Source organism: Stenotrophomonas sp. PD6 (assembly GCF_049199305.1).
GTDB lineage: Bacteria > Pseudomonadota > Gammaproteobacteria > Xanthomonadales > Xanthomonadaceae > Stenotrophomonas.
The window spans coordinates 89542-105146 of sequence record NZ_JBLZQD010000012.1; the positions used below are offsets into that span (position 1 = coordinate 89542).

Below are 15605 nucleotides of genomic sequence, written 5' to 3' on the forward strand. Positions count from 1 at the left end.
GGAACTACTCCTGGAGACGGCGGAAACGGCGGTCGGCAGCGGTGACGAAGCCGCCGAGTGCCATCAACAGTGCGCCCAGCCAGACCCAGCGGACGAAGGGTTTGACGTGCACGCGCACTGCCCAGGCATTGTTGCCCAGCGGCTCGCCCAGCGCCACGTAAACGTCGCCGCGCACGCGGGCGAGGATGCCGGCCTCGGTCATGGTCTGGCCGCCGCTGGCATAGGCGCGTTTTTCCGGGTGCAGCAGGGTCAGTTCGCGGTCGCCCTGAAGCACCCGCACATGGCCACGGTCGGAGACGTAGTTGGGCCCCTGCTGATGGTCGACGCCTTCGAAGCGCAGGGTGTAGCCGCTCACTTCCAGCGTCTGGCCCGGGGTAAGTGCGACCTCGCGCTGCACGTTCAGTGCTTCCACCAGCAGCGCGCCGACCAGGAACACGGCCACTCCGGTATGGGCGAGCAGCATGCCGACCATTTCCGCGTTGAAGCGGCCGTTGCCGCGCAGGCGCGTCCACACGAAGCGCGCGGTGCCCAGCGCGACCCATGCCGCAGCAGCCACGCCGGCGGCGGCCTTGAGCTTGCCCTGCGGCGCCATGAACCACGCCAGCACGCCCAGCAGCAGGGCAAGCACGGCCCACGGCGCGAGCAGCGCCAGCCGCTTGGAGGCCTGGTCGCGCTGCCAGTTCACCAGCGGCCCGAACGGCAGCAGCGCCACCAGCGGCGCCATCAATACGATGAACAAGGTGCCGAAATACGGCGGCCCTACCGACACCTTGCCCAGGCCCAGCGCGTCGGCCAGCAGCGGGTACAGTGTGCCCAGCAGCACCATGGCGCAGGCGCCGGCCAGCAGCAGGTTGTTGGCCAGCAGCAGGGTTTCGCGCGAGGTGGCCATGAAGCCACGACGCGGATCATCGTTGCCCAATGCGCCGGCGCGCAGCACGTACAGCAACAGCGCCGCACCGACCACCAAGGCGAGGAACGCCAGGATGAAGGCACCGCGTGACGGATCGGCGGCGAACGAATGCACGCTGGTGAGCACGCCCGAGCGGACCAGGAATGCGCCCAGCAGCGAGAGGGCGAAGGCGGCAATCGCCAGCAGCAGCGTCCAGCTGGCGAAGCTGCCGCGTTTTTCGGTGACGGCCTGCGAGTGGATCAGGGCGGCGCCGGCCAGCCACGGCATGAAGCTGGCGTTCTCCACCGGGTCCCAGAACCACCAGCCGCCCCAACCCAGTTCGTAGTACGCCCACCAGCTGCCCAGCGCGATGCCCAAGGTGAGAAAGCCCCACGCGACATTCGTCCACGGCCGGGTCCAGCGCAGCCAGCGTGCGTCGACGCGGCCGTCGAGCAGCGCGGCGATGGCGAACGCGAACGGCACCGCGAAGCCCACATAGCCGATGTAGAGCATCGGCGGGTGGATGATCAGCCCCGGGTCCTGCAGCAGCGGGTTGAGGTCGCGGCCTTCCAGCGGTGCCGGCAGCAGCCGCGCGAACGGGTTGGAGGTGAACAGCAGGAAGGCGATGAAGCCCAGGCTGATGATGCCCATGACGCCCAGTACGCGCGCACGCACGGTGTCGGGCAGGCGCTGCGACCACAACGCCACGGCGCCGCCCCACAGCGCCAGCACCAGCACCCACATCAGCAGCGAGCCCTCGTGCGCGCCCCATACGGCGGAATAGCGGTAGGCCAGCGGCAGCAGGGTGTTGGAGTTTTCGGCCACGTAACGCACCGAGAAATCCTGCTGCACGAAGGCAGTGGTCAGCACGGCGAACGCGCCGGCCAGCAGTGCCAGCTGCGCGAAGGCGGCCGGGCGGGCCACTGCCATCCATGCGGCGCGCTCGCGCTGTGCGCCCCACAGCGGCAGCACCGCCTGCAACAGGGCGGCCAACAGTGCGCAGATCAGCAGGACCTGCCCCAGCTCAGGCAGCACTCAGCGTGCCTCCACGGCGGGCACCGGCACGTCGTGCTTGCGGTGCGCCTGGCCCATCTTGTCGGCCACTTCCTTGGGAACGTAGTTCTCGTCGTGCTTGGCCAGCACTTCATCGGCGATGAAAGTGCCGTTGCGCAGCTGCCCGCTGGCAACCACGGCGGTGCCTTCGGCGAACATGTCCGGCAGGATTCGCGAGGTGGTGACCGGCAGCGTTGCGTCGCCGTCGGTGACCACGAAGTGGGCGTCCAGCGAGCCTTCGGCGCGCTGGAACGAGCCCTTCACCACCATGCCGCCGAGGCGGAAGCTGGATTGGGTGCCTTGCTCGCCGCGCAGCACCTCGGAGGGGGTGTACAGGTAGGCGATATTGCGCTGCAAAGCGAAGGCCACCAGCGTGGTGGCCAGCCCGGAGGCCAGCAGAATCAGAAGCACCCACACCATGCGGCGCCGCTGTACCGGCGTCATCGGCTCAGCTCCGTGGCCAGCGGCGTGGCCGGTGCCTGCGTATCGCGGGCGCGCTGCCGTTGCTGGCGCTGCAGTGCCTGGCGGCGGGCGGCGCGCAGCCGCAGCCGGGTGCCGAGCGCATCGGCTGCCAGGACCAGCACGAACACCGCGAACGCGGCGATGATGAAGGGCAGGTGGGTCATCGCGGCAGCTCCTCCAGCGGTACGGCGGCGGGGCTGCCGAAGCGTTCGGCGACCCAGGCCTTGCCGGCGTCGCGGGAGATATTGTCGGCGCGGGCCTTGCCCAGCAGGGAGCCGGCGAACCACAGCTTGGTGCCGATCACCATCCACCACAGCGGGGCGATCAGTTCCGGGCGCACGGCGCTTTCGCCGAAGACGTTGATGGACTGGCGCTGGTGCAGGCCGCCCCACCAGTCCACCGAGTAACGGATGATCGGCAGCAGGCCGACGCCGACGATGGCCAGCAGCCCGGCGGCGCGTGCGGCGCTGCGGCGGTCTTCGATGGCGTGGTACAGGCCGATGACGCCCAGGTACAGGAACAGCAGGATCAGTTCGCTGGTCATGCGCGGGTCCCAATCCCACCAGGTGCCCCAGGTGCCCTTGCCCCAGATGCTGCCGGTGAGCAGGGTGATGAGGGTGAAGCCGGCGCCCATCGGCGCGCAGGCCATGGCCAGGATTTCGCAGATCTTGATCCGCCAGACCAGCGCGATGGCCGCGTAGAAGGCCATGAGCGCGAACACGAACAGGCTCATCCACGCGCTGGGCACGTGGATGTAGATGATGCGGAAGGCGTCGTGCTGGTTCTGTTCCGGCGGCACCACGAACAGGCCTTGCCAGAGGCCGATCAGCAGGACCGGCAGCGCCGCGACGTAGAACACGCGCGACCAGCGCGCAGCGAAGCGATCGAAGGTGGGCGGCGAACCGAGTTGGTGGAACCAGCGGACAAGGCTATTCATGCAGCGATGGCTATCCAGCTAGGGAGAACAGAACATCAATTCAACGAAATCCGAATCGCCGCCGCGGTCGCCAACGGCGCCAACACCAGCGCCACCACCAGCCCGGCGCCCAGCAGCAGCAACGCACCCACCGGGTCCTGCCCGCGTGCCGCCGCCGCCACACTGCCTGCACCGAACACCAGCACCGGCACATACAGCGGCAACGCCAGCAACGCCACGAGAATACCAGAGCGCCGGATGCTCACCGTCAGGCCTGCCACCACGCCGCCGATCAGGCTGAGCAGGGGCGTGCCCAGCAGCAACGATGCCAGCAACAGCGGCAGTTGGTCATGTGGCAGATGCAGCATTTCGGCCAGCAGCGGGGTGACCAGGATCATCGGCAGGGCGGTGGTGGCCCAGTGCACCAGCACCCGCACCAGCACCAGCCAGGCCAGCGGCACCGGCGCCAGCAGCCACTGTTCCAGCGAACCGTCTTCGGCATCGCTGCGGAACAGGGAATCCAGCGCGAGCTGCCCGGCCAGCAGCACGGCCAGCCACAGCACGGCGGTGGCCACCTTGGCCATCAACGGCGGGTCGCGGCCCAGCGCCAGCGCGAACAGCACCACCACCAGCAGCGCGAACAGCAGCGGCTGCAACGCATCGCCACGGCGTCGCCACAGCAGGCGCAGATCGCGGCCGGCGAGGGCACGCGCGGTCTGCCACAGCCCGGGTTGGGTTCCGGGCGCGATCATGCGGGCTCTCCCGTCTGAACGGCCGCGCCCAGCGTCACCAACCGCGTACGTACCGGCGGCGCCGCATAGGCACCATGCGTGGTCACCAACGCCGCCCCCCCACTGCGCAGGTGCGCGGAAATCATCCGGTTGACCAGGTTGATGCCCTCCAGGTCCAGATTCGCGTACGGCTCATCCAGCAACCACAGCGGGGCAGGAGAGAGCCAGATCCGCGCCAGCGCCAAGCGTCGCTTCTGGCCGGCCGAGAGCTGGCGTACCAGCGTGCTCTCGTAGCCCGCCAGGCCGACGATGGCCAATGCATTGCCGGGCATCTGCCGCGCCCGCCGGCCATGCAGGCCGCACAGGAAATTCAGGTTTTCCAGCGTGTCCAGGTCCGGCTTGAGGCCGGGCAGGTGGCTCAGGTACGCCACGTACTGTGCCCGCTCGCGGTGCCCGGCAGGGCGCCCGTCGATCTGGATGGTGCCGCTGCCCGGGCGCAGCAGCCCAGCCAGCACCCGCAGCAGGGTGGTCTTGCCGGCGCCGTTGTCGCCCTGCACCAGCAGCGCCTCACCGGCATCGACCTGCAGGTCGAGCGGCCCGAACACCGGTTCATCGTTGCGACTGAAGGCCAGGCCGTGGGCGGCCAGCAACGGAGGGGTATTCGGGGATATCTGCATGGCGCGATTGTACCGGTGACGGTGGTCGGAGGTTTGGGGGCATGCAGGTCTGATGGGCGTCTTCGGTTGGGTCTACACGCCGGTTGGATGATCGGCACCGCATTGCATGGGCTTCGGACGCTTGTGCCGCGCTGCGCGCGGTGTCCGGCCAACGGCCGGGGCTACGAATTCCTACGTGCCCATTGGGATCGGGATCAATCAACCAACGGCCGCAAACGGTTCCTTGGGCCCCGGATCCACAACCCATCCCTTACACTCAAGGTTCCAATACAACCCCCACCCCGATGAACCCCCAGACCAAGCTGCCCAAGGTGGGCACCACCATTTTCACCGTGATGTCCCAGCTGGCCGCCGAGCACGGCGCCGTGAACCTGGGCCAGGGCTTTCCGGATTTCTCGGCGCCGCAGCGTCTGGTCGATGAAACCGTCAAGGCCATGCACGCCGGCCTGAACCAGTACCCGCCGATGACCGGTGTGGCCCCGCTGCGCCAGGCCATCGCGCAGAAGTCGCTGGACCTGTACGGCGCGCAGATCGACCCGGATGCCGAAATCACCGTCACCAGCGGCGCCACCGAGGCCATCTTCAACGCCATCCACGCCGTGGTCCGCCCCGGTGAGGAAGTCATCGTGCTCGACCCGGCCTACGACTGCTACGAACCGGCCATCGACCTGGCCGGCGCGCGCGCCGTGCACGTGCCGCTGGACCCGCAGACCTTCGCGGTCGACTGGGACCGCGTGCGCGCCGCCATCACCCCGCGCACCCGCCTGCTGATGGTCAACACCCCGCATAACCCTTCGGGCGCGATGCTGACCAGCGATGACATGCAGGCGCTGGCCGACGTCCTGCGCGGCACCGGCATCTACCTGATTTCCGACGAAGTCTACGAACACATCATCTACGACGGCCGCCGCCACGAATCGGCGCTGCGGTACCCCGAACTGCGCGAGCGCGCGTTCGTCATCTCCAGCTTCGGCAAGACCTACCACTGCACCGGCTGGAAGATCGGCTACGCGGTGGCGCCGCCGGCCATGACCGCCGAGTTCCGCAAGGTGCACCAGTACAACACCTTCACCAGCTTCGGCCCGGCCCAGTACGGCTTCGCCGCGATGATCCGCGATGAGCCCGAGCATCACCTTGAGCTGGGCGCGTTCTACCAGGCCAAGCGCGATGCGTTCCGTACGCAGCTGCTCACCACGCGGCTGAAGCCGTTGCCGGTTCCGGGCGGTTACTTCCAGCTGGTGGACTATTCGGCGATCAGCGATCTGCCGGACCATGAGTTCGTGAAGTGGCTGACCATCGAGAAGGGCGTGGCCGCCATTCCGCTCTCGCCGTTCTACGAAACCGCGCCGGCAGGCCAGCGCCTGGTGCGGCTGTGCTTCGCCAAGAACGATGCCACGCTGAGCGCAGCAATCGAACGCCTGCAGGTGCTGTGATGACCGCCGCCCCCACACGTCCCGATCTGCGCATCTCCCTCATCCAGGGCAATACCCGCTGGCACGACCCGGAGGGCAACCGTGCTTACTACGGCGCGCTGCTGGCCCCGCTGACCGGGCAGACCGACCTGGTGATCCTGCCGGAAACCTTCACCAGCGGTTTCTCGAACGACGCCATCTTCCGTGCCGAAGGCATGGACGGGCCGACCGTGGCCTGGATCCGCGAGCAGGCGGCCACGCTGGGTGCGGCCGTGACCGGCAGCGTGCAGTTGCGCGTGGGCGAAGCGGTGTTCAACCGCCTGCTGTGGGCCACGCCCGACGGTGAACTGCAGTATTACGACAAGCGCCACCTGTTCCGCTACGGCGACGAGCACCTGCGTTACGCCGCCGGTAGCGAGCGGCTGAGCGTGGAATGGAAGGGCTGGCGGATCAATCCGCAGGTCTGCTACGACCTGCGTTTCCCGGTGTTCTGCCGCAACCGCTACAACGTGGAGCGCGCCGAGGACATGGATTTCGACCTGCAGATCTTCGTGGCCAACTGGCCTTCGGCCCGCGCCTATCCGTGGCGGACCCTGCTGCGTGCGCGGGCGATCGAGAACCTGTGCTATGTGGCGGCGGTGAACCGCATCGGCGTGGATGGCAACGACCTGCACTATGCCGGCGACAGCGCCGTGATCGATTTCCTGGGGCAGCCGCAGGTGGAGATCCGTGAGCGCGAGCAGGTGGTGACCACCACGATTTCGGCTGCTGCGCTGGCCGCGCATCGGGCGCGGTTCCCGGCGATGTTGGATGCGGATAGTTTCGAGATCCGGTAGCGCCGGCCGTTGGCTGGCGGTGTGTGGTTCTGGCATTGCTTGGTTGACAGCCATGGGCTGTCACTACTGAACGGTGGTTGCATGCGTGTGGGCGGCCTCATGCCGACCACACGCGCGCGCTGCTAGATTCGGGGCCGTTCTCCCTTCGTATGAGCGCACCGCAATGAACAAGCTTTCCCTGGCACTGATCGCGCTGGCCGGTTTCGCCATGGTTCCGGCCGCGCAGGCGGCCGGCAACATCGATTGCGAGCTGAAGTACAACCTGTCCGGCTGGTCGGTGTTCTACAAGACTGCCAACGGCACCGGCACGATCACCTGCGACAACGGCGCGCATATTCCGGTCAAGATCAGCGTCAAGGGCGGCGGCCTCACCGTAGGCAAGTCGACCATCACCGACGGCAAGGGCAGGTTCTCCGGCGCGTATTCGCTCGATGATCTGATCGGCTCCTACGCCTCGGTGGAAGCGCATGCCGGCGCCGACAAATCCAGCAGCGCGCAGGTGGTGACCAAGGGTGATGTCTCGCTGGCCCTGGCCGGTACCGGCAAAGGCTGGGACCTGGGCGTAGCCGGAAGCCGATTCACGATCGAGCGCCGCTGACGTTACGCGAACCGGCCAACGGCCGGCGCGTCCTGTCACACCGAAAAAACACACCCGCTGCTTAAAATCTCCTCGCCTGCGGGGGACACGTGAGGCGTGGCCGTATTACTGCGGGGTGATGTCATGTCGATACCGAACGGCAGGCGGGCAGGTCTCTGGACCCTTGCGGGCTTCAACGGCGAGCTGCACGAGCCGGGCACACACTGGCAGATCCTGGGCAACGGCAGGCGCGTCTACAACCCGGTGCTGTGTCGTTTCCACAGCCCGGACCCGCTCAGCCCGTTCGGCAGGGGCGGGATCAACGCATACGCCTACTGCGGCTGCGACCCGGTCAACTACACCGATCCCGACGGCACCTTTGCGTTGCCCTTGATGATGCTTGGGCTTGTCGCTGGTGCGGGCGGAGCGGCCGCCGCTGCGTTTGCCAGCCCGTCCGACAATGACGGCGGAGGCGGTAGTGCGACGCCCTGGATCGTCGGCGGCGTGATCGCGGCGATGGCGTTGATGGCGGGCGCGGGCATGGCCGGTCGCCGTTTAGCCCCAATGAAACTTGGGAATTCCAGCGCTCCCGGCCCCGGATCGTCTTGGGCGAAACGGGCCGGCAGTACGTCGTCAGGGACGCCAACTGCAGCTTCCCCAGTGGCACTGCCGCCTCCTTCCACTCCGGCGCGTGCCGCAGCGCCCAGTGCAGGTGGCTCCTCGGGTATCGCTTACCGCGATAAGGCAACGATGACATCCGTAGACATGGCCGATCTGCCCTCACCCGTGAGAGACAGGATCCTGGAGATCCGCCAGTACGGGGCACGAGGACGCACGCCGGATCCCACCAAGGTTCGGTCCGCCAAGCCGTTTGACAACATAAACGGCGCGCTTCCGGATGCGCAAAGCCAGACCTATTACCACCGGCTTCCGGTTTACTGGGGGCAAGGCAGCCATAAGTACGGTGCTTGGCGCATCGTCACCGGAAGCAGCAGCAAGGGCGGTTACCATGAGTTCTACGTGACGCCGACGCATTACGCCAACTTCTTCAGAGTCAGGGGATGGCACGGCTACCGGTAGCCGAACGACCAACAGTACGAGAGCCCCCTTCGTGTTGAAGGGGGCGCGCCGACGGCGCGGGGATCAGGTGGTATGCGCGGGCAGCAATAGAAAAAAACCGGCCAATGGCCGGTTTTATTCTTATTGCTGCGTACTTGCCCAGGCGAAGTGTCCGCGTTCTGGCTCGGGCAGCTTGGGCAGGGTGGTGTACATGGTGCGCACCGCCCAGCAGGCATCGGCAGGGGTGGCGCCCGGCAGGTTGCTCATCACCGTACCGATCCGCTCGCGCTCGGCCTCGGTAGGAATCAGCTGCACCAGGCTGACGGCCGCCGCGTTGACCTGCGCTTCGGTCACCTGCTTCTTCGGCAGCTGCTGCAGTTCGGCCACGGTGGCCGCGTAGGCGATGTCGAACCATTCGTCGATGGCGCCCTGCGGCATCGTGGCCAGGGTTTCCAGCATGCGATCGGTGGTGCGGGAGACCTCGGCAGGCGTGGTCGCCTTGGCGATTTCCCCGCACTGCGCTTCCGGCAGTTTCTGCAGCAGCTGGCCCACCAGCTGCGCGCGGCGTTCCAGCATCGGCAGTTCCAGGCGGCCCAGGCCGTTCATGGCCAGCATGGCGCCCATTTCCTGCGCCTGGCCAGGCTTGAGGCCCTTCATGCGCTCCAGGTACGCCGGTTCGTGGATCAGCTTGCGCGTGACCCGGTCGACCGGTGCATGTAGCGGGGAGCTCTTGGGGAACGGGTTCTGCGAGGCGGCCAGTTCTTCCTGGATTTTTCCGCAGCCGGCCAGGGTCAGGGTCAGTGCGCACAGCGCCAGCAGATTCAACTTCCTTTTCATGCGTATCTCCGTTTTGGAATTCTGGTGCTGGGGGGTAGCGGACTAACAGTCCGCTCTACCTAGTCGGCTCTACCCCCCTCGGCGCTGGTAGCGGCGGACCCGCGGTCCGCCGATTTGTATCAACCTCCGCGCGGGCCGCCGCCACGGTGACCGCCGCCGCCCGGACCGCGGTTGCCGCCGGGGCGTGCGCCGCTCGGGCGACCGCCCGGGCCACCCGGACCGCGTGCACCGGGGCCACCCGGGCCACGGTTGCCGCCCGGACCACCCGGACCACGGTTGCCACCCGGGCCACCCGGACCGCGGTTGCCCGCAGGACGGTTGCCGGCCGGGCGCGCGGTGCCGTACGGGCTGGCGCCCGGATTGGCATGATCAGACGGGAAGCTCGGGGCATTGCCCGGGTGACCGTACGGGTGGCGCTGAGCGCCCTGGCCGCCGCGGTTGCCCGCGCCGGCGCCGGCCGGACGGCCCTGGCCGCCGTAGCCGCCACGGCCTTCGCCGCCGCCGGCCGGACGACCCTGGCCACCGTAACCGCCGCGGCTTTCGCCACCGCCGGCCGGACGACCCTGGCCGCCGTAACCGCCACGGCTTTCGCCGCCACGGCCTTCACCACCGAAACCGCCCGCACCCGGACCCTTCGGCTTGCCATACGGACGGCCCTGGCCACCGGCGCCTGCGCCGGCACCCGGACCGCGCGCACCCGGACCACGGGCTGCGCCCGGGCCGGCATTGCGGTGGTTGCTCGGGCCGGTGCTCACGCCATCGGGCACGTACCAGCTGCGGAACGCGGCCGGGTTGCCCTCGGGCAGGGCGCGGTTGCCCTTGTCGGGGCGGGCCTTGAACGGGCGCTGCGACTGCTTGGCCGCCGCTTCACCGGTGACCGTCAGGCCACCCTTGAAGCCGCCGCCCTTGCCGCCGCGACCGCGGCCGCGGTCTTCGCGCACGTTGTCGAAACGACGCAGTTCGCGGCCTTCGTCAGCGGTGTTGTGGCCGTTGACGTAGGCATTGCCACGGCCACCCTCGCGCGAGACGCGCACGGTGGTCTTGGCGGCGCGGCGCTGGCCGATCACCGGCTGCAGGGTCAACGCCGACGGCGCGCCTTCTTCCAGCTTCAGTTCGGCGCGCAGCGCTTCAACCTGCTTGGCCGGCAGTTCCACCGACTGGCCACGCAGCAGTTCGCGCGGCAGGGAAACCTTGCCGTAGCGGGTGCGCTTCAGGCGGCTGACCTGGCAGCCCTGCGATTCCCACAGGCGGCGCACTTCGCGGTTGCGGCCTTCCTTGACGACCACGCGGAACCAGTCGTGCGAATCGGTGCCGCCAATGCGTTCGATCTCGTCGAACTTGGCCGGGCCGTCTTCCAGCGCAACGCCACGGGCGAGGCGGTCGACGATGCTGTCCGGCACTTTTTCTTCGCCTTCCGGTGCACGCACGCGCACGACGTATTCGCGCTCGACCTCGTAGGAGGGGTGCATCATCGCGTTGGCAAGTTCACCGTCGGTGGTTGCCAGCAGCAGGCCGGTGGTGTTGATGTCCAGGCGGCCGATGGCGATCCAGCGCGCGCCCTTCAGGGCCGGCAGCGCTTCGAATACCGTCGGGCGGCCTTCGGGATCTTCGCGGGTGGTTACTTCGCCTTCGGGCTTGTTATAGGCCAGCACGCGCGAGGTTTCGGTCAGCGCGGTGGCAACGAAGCCACGGCCGTCCAGTTCAACCTTGTCGCCGCTCTTGATGGACTGGCCGGTCTGGGCGACTTCGCCGTTGACCTTGACCAGACCGTCGGCGATGCGCTGTTCCAGCGCGCGGCGCGAACCAAGGCCGGCCTGGGCCAGCACCTTGTGCAGGCGCTCTTCGAGCTTGGGCTGTTCGGTTTCGTTTTCGCGCTTGAGCGAAAGCTTGTTCAACGACAGCTTGCGGGGGGTGTCACTCATTTACTTGGCTCCGGCCGGCGACGGTTTCGTCGGCCTCTGGTTCGGGATCGGTGTCGTCAACAGCGACGGTCGTCTTCGCGACGGCGTTGTCATCGGTTTCGTTCTGGTGCGCCGCGCGTTCGTCCGGCGCGGTATCGGAGGTGCCATCGCTGGCGGTCGTATCCGCGTCGTCGTCGGGGAGTGACAACGGCGCATGGGATGAGGTGTCGGCGGCATCCGCGTGGGCGGGCGCCTCGTTATTGTCCTGCTCTGCGTCCTGTTCCGCCAGCCGGGCCGCCATGAGGGCAGCGCGGGCGGCGGAGCGGGCGGCGGCCGGGTCCGGTTCCGGGTTGGTATCCGGTTCGGGGGACGTTTCCGGTTCCGGTTCGGCGTCCGGGGCGTTCAGCCCGGCATGGCCAGGCTCTACGCCGACGGTTTCACCATCGGCAATTTCACCGCCGGCAATTTCACCGTCGTTGGCGGCGTCGCCTTCCAGGTCGGCGTCCGGGTCGGCGGCGCCGGCGGCGATCCGGCCGGCCAGCTGGCCATCGTTGTCCAGCGGCAGCTGCGGTTCCAGTTCGCCCAGGTCACGCAGCTCGGACAGCGGCGGCAGTTCGTCCAGGCGCTTGAGCCCGAAGTAATCCAGGAAGCCCTTGGTGGTGCCGAACAGCGCCGGCTTGCCGGGCACGTCGCGGTGGCCGATCACGCGGATCCATTCGCGCTCTTCCAGAGCCTGGATGATGTTGCTGCTCACCGCCACGCCGCGCACCTGTTCGATCTCGCCGCGGGTGATCGGCTGGCGGTAGGCGATCAGGGCCAGGGTTTCCAGGGTGGCGCGGGTGTAGCGGGTCTTGCGTTCGGTCCACAGCCGGGTGATGTAGCCGTGCACTTCGTTGGTGACCTGGAAGCGGAAGCCGGAGGCGACCTCGACCAGCTCCACGCCGCGCTCGGCACAGCCTTCGCGCAGCAGTTCCAGCGCGCGTTCGATGCTGCCCGGCGGCGCCGGTTCCTCTTCGGGGAACAGGCCCTGCAGCTGCGCCAGGGTGAGCGGCTGGCTGGAAGCCAGCAGCGCGCCTTCGACAATGCGGTTGATCAGCGGTTGATCCATGCGTGGGTCAGGTGCTCAGTCGGGTTCGTTGGCGGCGTCGTTGTCGTCGAACTCGCTGTTGAACTGCAGCGGTTCGTTGGTGTTGCCGGCGGCCAGGGACTTGACGTAGATCGGCGCCAGCGGTGCTTCCTGGACGATGTCCAGCAGCTGTTCCTTGGCCAGTTCCAGCAGCGCCAGGAAGGTGACCAGCACCCCCAGCTTGCCTTCTTCGGCGGTGAACAGCGTTTCAAACCGGTAGAACTTGCCGTCTTCCAGGCGGCCCAGCACGTCGCCCATGCGCTGGCGAACGCTCAGGGCCTCGCGCTTGATCGCGTGGCCGGTGAACAGCTCGGCGCGCTTGAGCACGTCGTGCAGCGCCATCAGCATTTCCTTCAGGTCCACCGGCGGTGGCAGCTTGATGGCCGCACGATCGGGGACGAAGGCATGCACCACGCTGGTGTCGCGGTCCTGGCGGGGCAGGGCGTCGATATCCTCGGCGGCCTGCTTGAAACGTTCGTACTCCTGCAGCCGGCGCACCAGCTCCGCACGCGGATCGGCTTCCTCGCCTTCGATGCTGGGCGGGCGCGGCAGCAGCATCCGCGACTTCACTTCGGCCAGGATCGCCGCCATCACCAGGTATTCGGCCGCCAGTTCGAAGCGCAGCTCCTGCATGACGTTGATGTACTCGACGTACTGCCGGGTGATCTCGGCCACCGGAATGTCCAGGATATCCAGGTTCTGGCGGCGGATCAGGTACAGCAGCAGGTCCAGCGGGCCTTCGAAGGCATCCAGGATGACTTCCAGCGCATCCGGCGGGATGTACAGGTCCTGCGGAATCTGCAGGACCGGTTGACCATGCACCACGGCCAGCGGCATTTCCTGCTGCTGTGGGGCGGTCGGCCGGGTTTGCGGGTTCGCGTCGAGCGCGAGTTCAGAGGTCATCAAGATTGACGTCGGTATTGCAACGGACCAGTTTGCTGCGCCAGACCCGCATCCGGAACACCCGGGCGGTTGGATCGCAAGCCATGACACGCCAGAGCGGGCGTGGTTCCACATTTCAAACAGCAGGGGCTCTCGCTGCCGGTAGGTATCGACCGTTGGCCGATACAGGGAGCAGCGACAGAACCACAGGAGGTCGTCTACGTGTACTGGTGTGGGGCAGCGGGTCGGTTATCGGTTGGCCGTGGAGCCATTGCCGACGGACTGCTGCGTCCAGCCACGTGCAATAGAGACAAGAGTACGGCTTCACGCGGGCAGTGTCCAGCGAGCCGGGCTAGAATCGCCCGGTTCGTTTAGCTGAGCCTTGGGAGTTGCCTGTGTTCTATGTCATTGAAGGGTATGACGGCACCGATGTGCTGGCCGCCCGGTCCGCCGCACGGCCTGCCCACCTGGCCCGCCTGGAGGCCCTGCGCGACGAAGGGCGGCTGCTGCTGGCCGGCCCGTGCCCGGCCATCGACAGCGAGGACCCGGGCCCGGCCGGCTTCAGCGGCAGCGTGGTCATTGCCGAGTTCAACACGCTGGCGCAGGCCCAGGACTGGGCCGCCGCCGACCCCTACGTGGCTGCCGGGGTGTATGTGCGCACCGAAGTGCGCCCGTTCCGCAAGGTTCTTCCGTGAACCGGGTCGAGCGCATCCGCGCGGCCCTGCAGGCCGCCCTGGACCCGCAGCTGCTGGAGGTGGAGGACGACAGCCACCGCCATGCCGGCCATGAGGGCGCCCGCGACGGGCGCGGGCACTTCAATGTGCACGTGGTCAGCGCGGCCTTCGAGGGGAAGCTGCCGCTTGCGCGCCATAGGGCCGTCTATGCGGCGTTGGGCAGCATGATGGAGACCGATATCCATGCGCTGTCCATCCGTGCCGAAGCGCCGCCAAAAAAGGGCTGAAACCCTTGTCCCGCCTTGTCCCGGTGAGTCCCGGGGCGACCTCCCCAAGACATCCCGAGGTTACCGCCGTGCGACATTTGCCTAACGTAGTGTTTACATCTGGGTTTGAAAACGCTTACATTCCGCGCCAAGCCCAGATCTCTAAGCCGTGGAGGGCGGCGAGGTGAACAAGGCAGCGATCACTATCAAAGATGTAGCCCGCGAAGCCCGCGTCTCAGTGGCGACGGTTTCGCGTGCGCTCAATGGCCATGAAAATGTTGCCGAGCCCGTGCGCAAGCTGGTGCTGGAGGTGGCGGCGCGCCTGCGCTACACCCCGCATGCGGCCGCCCGCAGCCTCAGCAGCCGGCGTACCAACACGATCGGTGTGGTGCTGCCCGACCTGTATGGCGAATTCTTCTCCGAGCTGATGCGCGGCATCGACAACGTGGCCCGCGCGCGCCGCCAGCACCTGCTGGTGTCCAGCTACCACGGCGACCAGGAGCAGCAGGGTGCCGCCCTGCGGGCGATGCGCGGCCGGGTGGACGGGCTGCTGGTGCTGTCGCCCTATGCGGAAAGCCCCGGCTTCCTGACCGACAACCTGCCGCAGTCGCTGCCCACGGTGCTGATCAACACCTATCTGCCCGAGCAGGATCACCCGGTGCTGAGCATCGATGACCATGCCGGTGCGATGGCGATGACCCGCCACCTGCTCGAGGTCGGCCACCGCCGCATTGCGTTCATCGCCGGCCCCGACCTGAACTTCGATGCGCGCGAGCGCCTGCGTGGTTTCCGCGATGCGCTCGCGGCATTCGGCAGTGAAGCGGCAGGCATCGAGCTGCCCGGCGACTTCGATGAAGCGTCCGGCCACCGCGCCGGGCAGGAGCTGCTGGCCGCCGGTGCATTGCCCGATGCGGTGTTCGCGGCCAACGACATGATGGCGCTTGGCTGCCTGTATGCCTTCGCGCAGGCCGGCGTGCGCGTGCCTGCCGATGTGGCGCTGGCAGGCTTCGATGACATCCCCCTGGCGCGTTTCGTTCACCCGTCGTTGACGACGATGCAGGTGAGTATCGCCGACCTTGGCGACAAGGCGGCGACGCGTCTGCTGCAGTTGATGGATGGCAACAACACGGAAACGGCCGGTGACAAGCAGACACTTGTACCGACCCTGATCGTGCGTGATTCAAGCGTTCCGCCGAATGGCGGAACGCGGTAGGTCACGACCGTTGGTCGTGACACGTTGGGCCGCTGAACGCTGTATCGGTATTTCACGCAATCCAAAAAAAAGACAGGCGGCCGCAATGACGGCC

General features: G+C 67.5%; 17 protein-coding genes. 7 read left to right on the plus strand and 10 right to left on the minus strand.

Features of this window, described 5'->3' with window-relative positions:
- Window positions 1-4 precede the first annotated feature (4 nt).
- The 6 genes from ACOZHM_RS15710 to ccmA are packed head-to-tail and all read right to left on the minus strand — an operon-like array spanning window position 5 to window position 4728.
- Complete coding sequence (locus tag ACOZHM_RS15710) at window positions 5-1924, minus strand: heme lyase CcmF/NrfE family subunit (protein ID WP_421570248.1); 1920 nt, start codon at window positions 1922-1924, stop codon at window positions 5-7.
- Entirely contained in the window at window positions 1925-2386 is a 462-nt protein-coding gene (gene ccmE, locus ACOZHM_RS15715; RefSeq protein WP_421570249.1) for a cytochrome c maturation protein CcmE, read from the minus strand. It lies immediately after the preceding gene.
- Window positions 2383-2568, minus strand: a complete 186-nt coding sequence (gene ccmD / locus ACOZHM_RS15720; RefSeq protein WP_421570250.1) for a heme exporter protein CcmD — start codon at window positions 2566-2568, stop codon at window positions 2383-2385. The genes ccmE and ccmD overlap by 4 nt, the downstream gene beginning before the upstream one ends.
- Window positions 2565-3341, minus strand: coding sequence for a heme ABC transporter permease CcmC (ccmC, locus tag ACOZHM_RS15725; protein ID WP_421570251.1), 777 nt, complete (start codon window positions 3339-3341; stop codon window positions 2565-2567). Before ccmC ends, ccmD begins: the two co-directional genes overlap by 4 nt.
- Window positions 3342-3376: 35 nt before the next feature.
- Window positions 3377-4072 (minus strand): heme exporter protein CcmB, encoded by a 696-nt coding sequence (gene ccmB / locus ACOZHM_RS15730; RefSeq protein WP_421570252.1) that lies wholly within the window; start codon window positions 4070-4072, stop codon window positions 3377-3379.
- Window positions 4069-4728 carry a heme ABC exporter ATP-binding protein CcmA gene (gene ccmA, locus ACOZHM_RS15735; RefSeq protein WP_421570253.1) on the minus strand — a complete coding sequence of 220 codons (660 nt, stop codon included), beginning with the start codon at window positions 4726-4728 and terminating at the stop codon, window positions 4069-4071. Before ccmA ends, ccmB begins: the two co-directional genes overlap by 4 nt.
- Window positions 4729-5012: 284 nt before the next feature.
- Between ccmA and ACOZHM_RS15740 the strand changes: the two genes are divergently transcribed.
- The 4 genes from ACOZHM_RS15740 (at window position 5013) to ACOZHM_RS15755 (ending at window position 8633) form a co-directional block, all read left to right on the plus strand.
- Window positions 5013-6161, plus strand: a complete 1149-nt coding sequence (locus tag ACOZHM_RS15740; RefSeq protein ID WP_421570254.1) for a pyridoxal phosphate-dependent aminotransferase — start codon at window positions 5013-5015, stop codon at window positions 6159-6161.
- On the plus strand, window positions 6161-6976 hold the full coding sequence (locus ACOZHM_RS15745) for an amidohydrolase (RefSeq protein WP_421570255.1): 816 nt from the start codon (window positions 6161-6163) through the stop codon (window positions 6974-6976). The genes ACOZHM_RS15740 and ACOZHM_RS15745 overlap by 1 nt, the downstream gene beginning before the upstream one ends.
- A gap of 163 nt (window positions 6977-7139) precedes the next feature.
- Window positions 7140-7574: a hypothetical protein gene (locus ACOZHM_RS15750; RefSeq protein ID WP_421570256.1), complete on the plus strand. Its 435-nt coding sequence runs from the start codon at window positions 7140-7142 to the stop codon at window positions 7572-7574.
- Window positions 7575-7697: 123 nt separating this feature from the next.
- Window positions 7698-8633 carry an RHS repeat-associated core domain-containing protein gene (locus ACOZHM_RS15755; protein ID WP_421570257.1) on the plus strand — a complete coding sequence of 312 codons (936 nt, stop codon included), beginning with the start codon at window positions 7698-7700 and terminating at the stop codon, window positions 8631-8633.
- Between the two features lie 120 nt (window positions 8634-8753).
- Here the strand turns inward: ACOZHM_RS15755 and ACOZHM_RS15760 are convergent, their stop codons facing one another.
- From ACOZHM_RS15760 to ACOZHM_RS15775, 4 genes are all read right to left on the minus strand, one after another.
- Complete coding sequence (locus ACOZHM_RS15760; protein WP_421570258.1) at window positions 8754-9449, minus strand: hypothetical protein; 696 nt, start codon at window positions 9447-9449, stop codon at window positions 8754-8756.
- Between the two features lie 119 nt (window positions 9450-9568).
- Entirely contained in the window at window positions 9569-11371 is a 1803-nt protein-coding gene (locus ACOZHM_RS15765; protein WP_421570259.1) for a pseudouridine synthase, read from the minus strand.
- Window positions 11364-12458, minus strand: a complete 1095-nt coding sequence (scpB, locus tag ACOZHM_RS15770) for an SMC-Scp complex subunit ScpB (RefSeq protein WP_421570260.1) — start codon at window positions 12456-12458, stop codon at window positions 11364-11366. The genes ACOZHM_RS15765 and scpB overlap by 8 nt, the downstream gene beginning before the upstream one ends.
- A 15-nt stretch (window positions 12459-12473) precedes the next feature.
- On the minus strand, window positions 12474-13379 hold the full coding sequence (locus ACOZHM_RS15775) for a segregation and condensation protein A (protein ID WP_421570261.1): 906 nt from the start codon (window positions 13377-13379) through the stop codon (window positions 12474-12476).
- Between the two features lie 374 nt (window positions 13380-13753).
- Between ACOZHM_RS15775 and ACOZHM_RS15780 the strand changes: the two genes are divergently transcribed.
- The 3 genes from ACOZHM_RS15780 (at window position 13754) to ACOZHM_RS15790 (ending at window position 15511) form a co-directional block, all read left to right on the plus strand.
- Window positions 13754-14053 carry a YciI family protein gene (locus ACOZHM_RS15780; protein ID WP_421570262.1) on the plus strand — a complete coding sequence of 100 codons (300 nt, stop codon included), beginning with the start codon at window positions 13754-13756 and terminating at the stop codon, window positions 14051-14053.
- Entirely contained in the window at window positions 14050-14319 is a 270-nt protein-coding gene (locus ACOZHM_RS15785; protein ID WP_421570263.1) for a BolA family protein, read from the plus strand. Before ACOZHM_RS15780 ends, ACOZHM_RS15785 begins: the two co-directional genes overlap by 4 nt.
- Window positions 14320-14467: 148 nt before the next feature.
- Window positions 14468-15511 carry a LacI family DNA-binding transcriptional regulator gene (locus ACOZHM_RS15790; protein ID WP_421570264.1) on the plus strand — a complete coding sequence of 348 codons (1044 nt, stop codon included), beginning with the start codon at window positions 14468-14470 and terminating at the stop codon, window positions 15509-15511.
- Window positions 15512-15605: the final 94 nt, after the last annotated feature.

Bases quoted from the DNA above. Each gene is read 5' to 3' on its own strand.
- ccmE (WP_421570249.1), bottom strand. From the start codon at position 2,386: ATGACGCCGGTACAGCGGCGCCGCATGGTGTGGGTGCTTCTGATTCTG.
- ccmD (WP_421570250.1), bottom strand. From the start codon at position 2,568: ATGACCCACCTGCCCTTCATCATCGCCGCGTTCGCGGTGTTCGTGCTG.
- ccmC (WP_421570251.1), bottom strand. From the start codon at position 3,341: ATGAATAGCCTTGTCCGCTGGTTCCACCAACTCGGTTCGCCGCCCACC.
- ccmB (WP_421570252.1), bottom strand. From the start codon at position 4,072: ATGATCGCGCCCGGAACCCAACCCGGGCTGTGGCAGACCGCGCGTGCC.
- ccmA (WP_421570253.1), bottom strand. From the start codon at position 4,728: ATGCAGATATCCCCGAATACCCCTCCGTTGCTGGCCGCCCACGGCCTG.
- ACOZHM_RS15740 (WP_421570254.1), top strand. From the start codon at position 5,013: ATGAACCCCCAGACCAAGCTGCCCAAGGTGGGCACCACCATTTTCACC.
- ACOZHM_RS15745 (WP_421570255.1), top strand. From the start codon at position 6,161: ATGACCGCCGCCCCCACACGTCCCGATCTGCGCATCTCCCTCATCCAG.
- ACOZHM_RS15750 (WP_421570256.1), top strand. From the start codon at position 7,140: ATGAACAAGCTTTCCCTGGCACTGATCGCGCTGGCCGGTTTCGCCATG.
- ACOZHM_RS15755 (WP_421570257.1), top strand. From the start codon at position 7,698: ATGTCGATACCGAACGGCAGGCGGGCAGGTCTCTGGACCCTTGCGGGC.
- ACOZHM_RS15760 (WP_421570258.1), bottom strand. From the start codon at position 9,449: ATGAAAAGGAAGTTGAATCTGCTGGCGCTGTGCGCACTGACCCTGACC.
- ACOZHM_RS15765 (WP_421570259.1), bottom strand. From the start codon at position 11,371: ATGAGTGACACCCCCCGCAAGCTGTCGTTGAACAAGCTTTCGCTCAAG.
- scpB (WP_421570260.1), bottom strand. From the start codon at position 12,458: ATGGATCAACCGCTGATCAACCGCATTGTCGAAGGCGCGCTGCTGGCT.
- ACOZHM_RS15775 (WP_421570261.1), bottom strand. From the start codon at position 13,379: ATGACCTCTGAACTCGCGCTCGACGCGAACCCGCAAACCCGGCCGACC.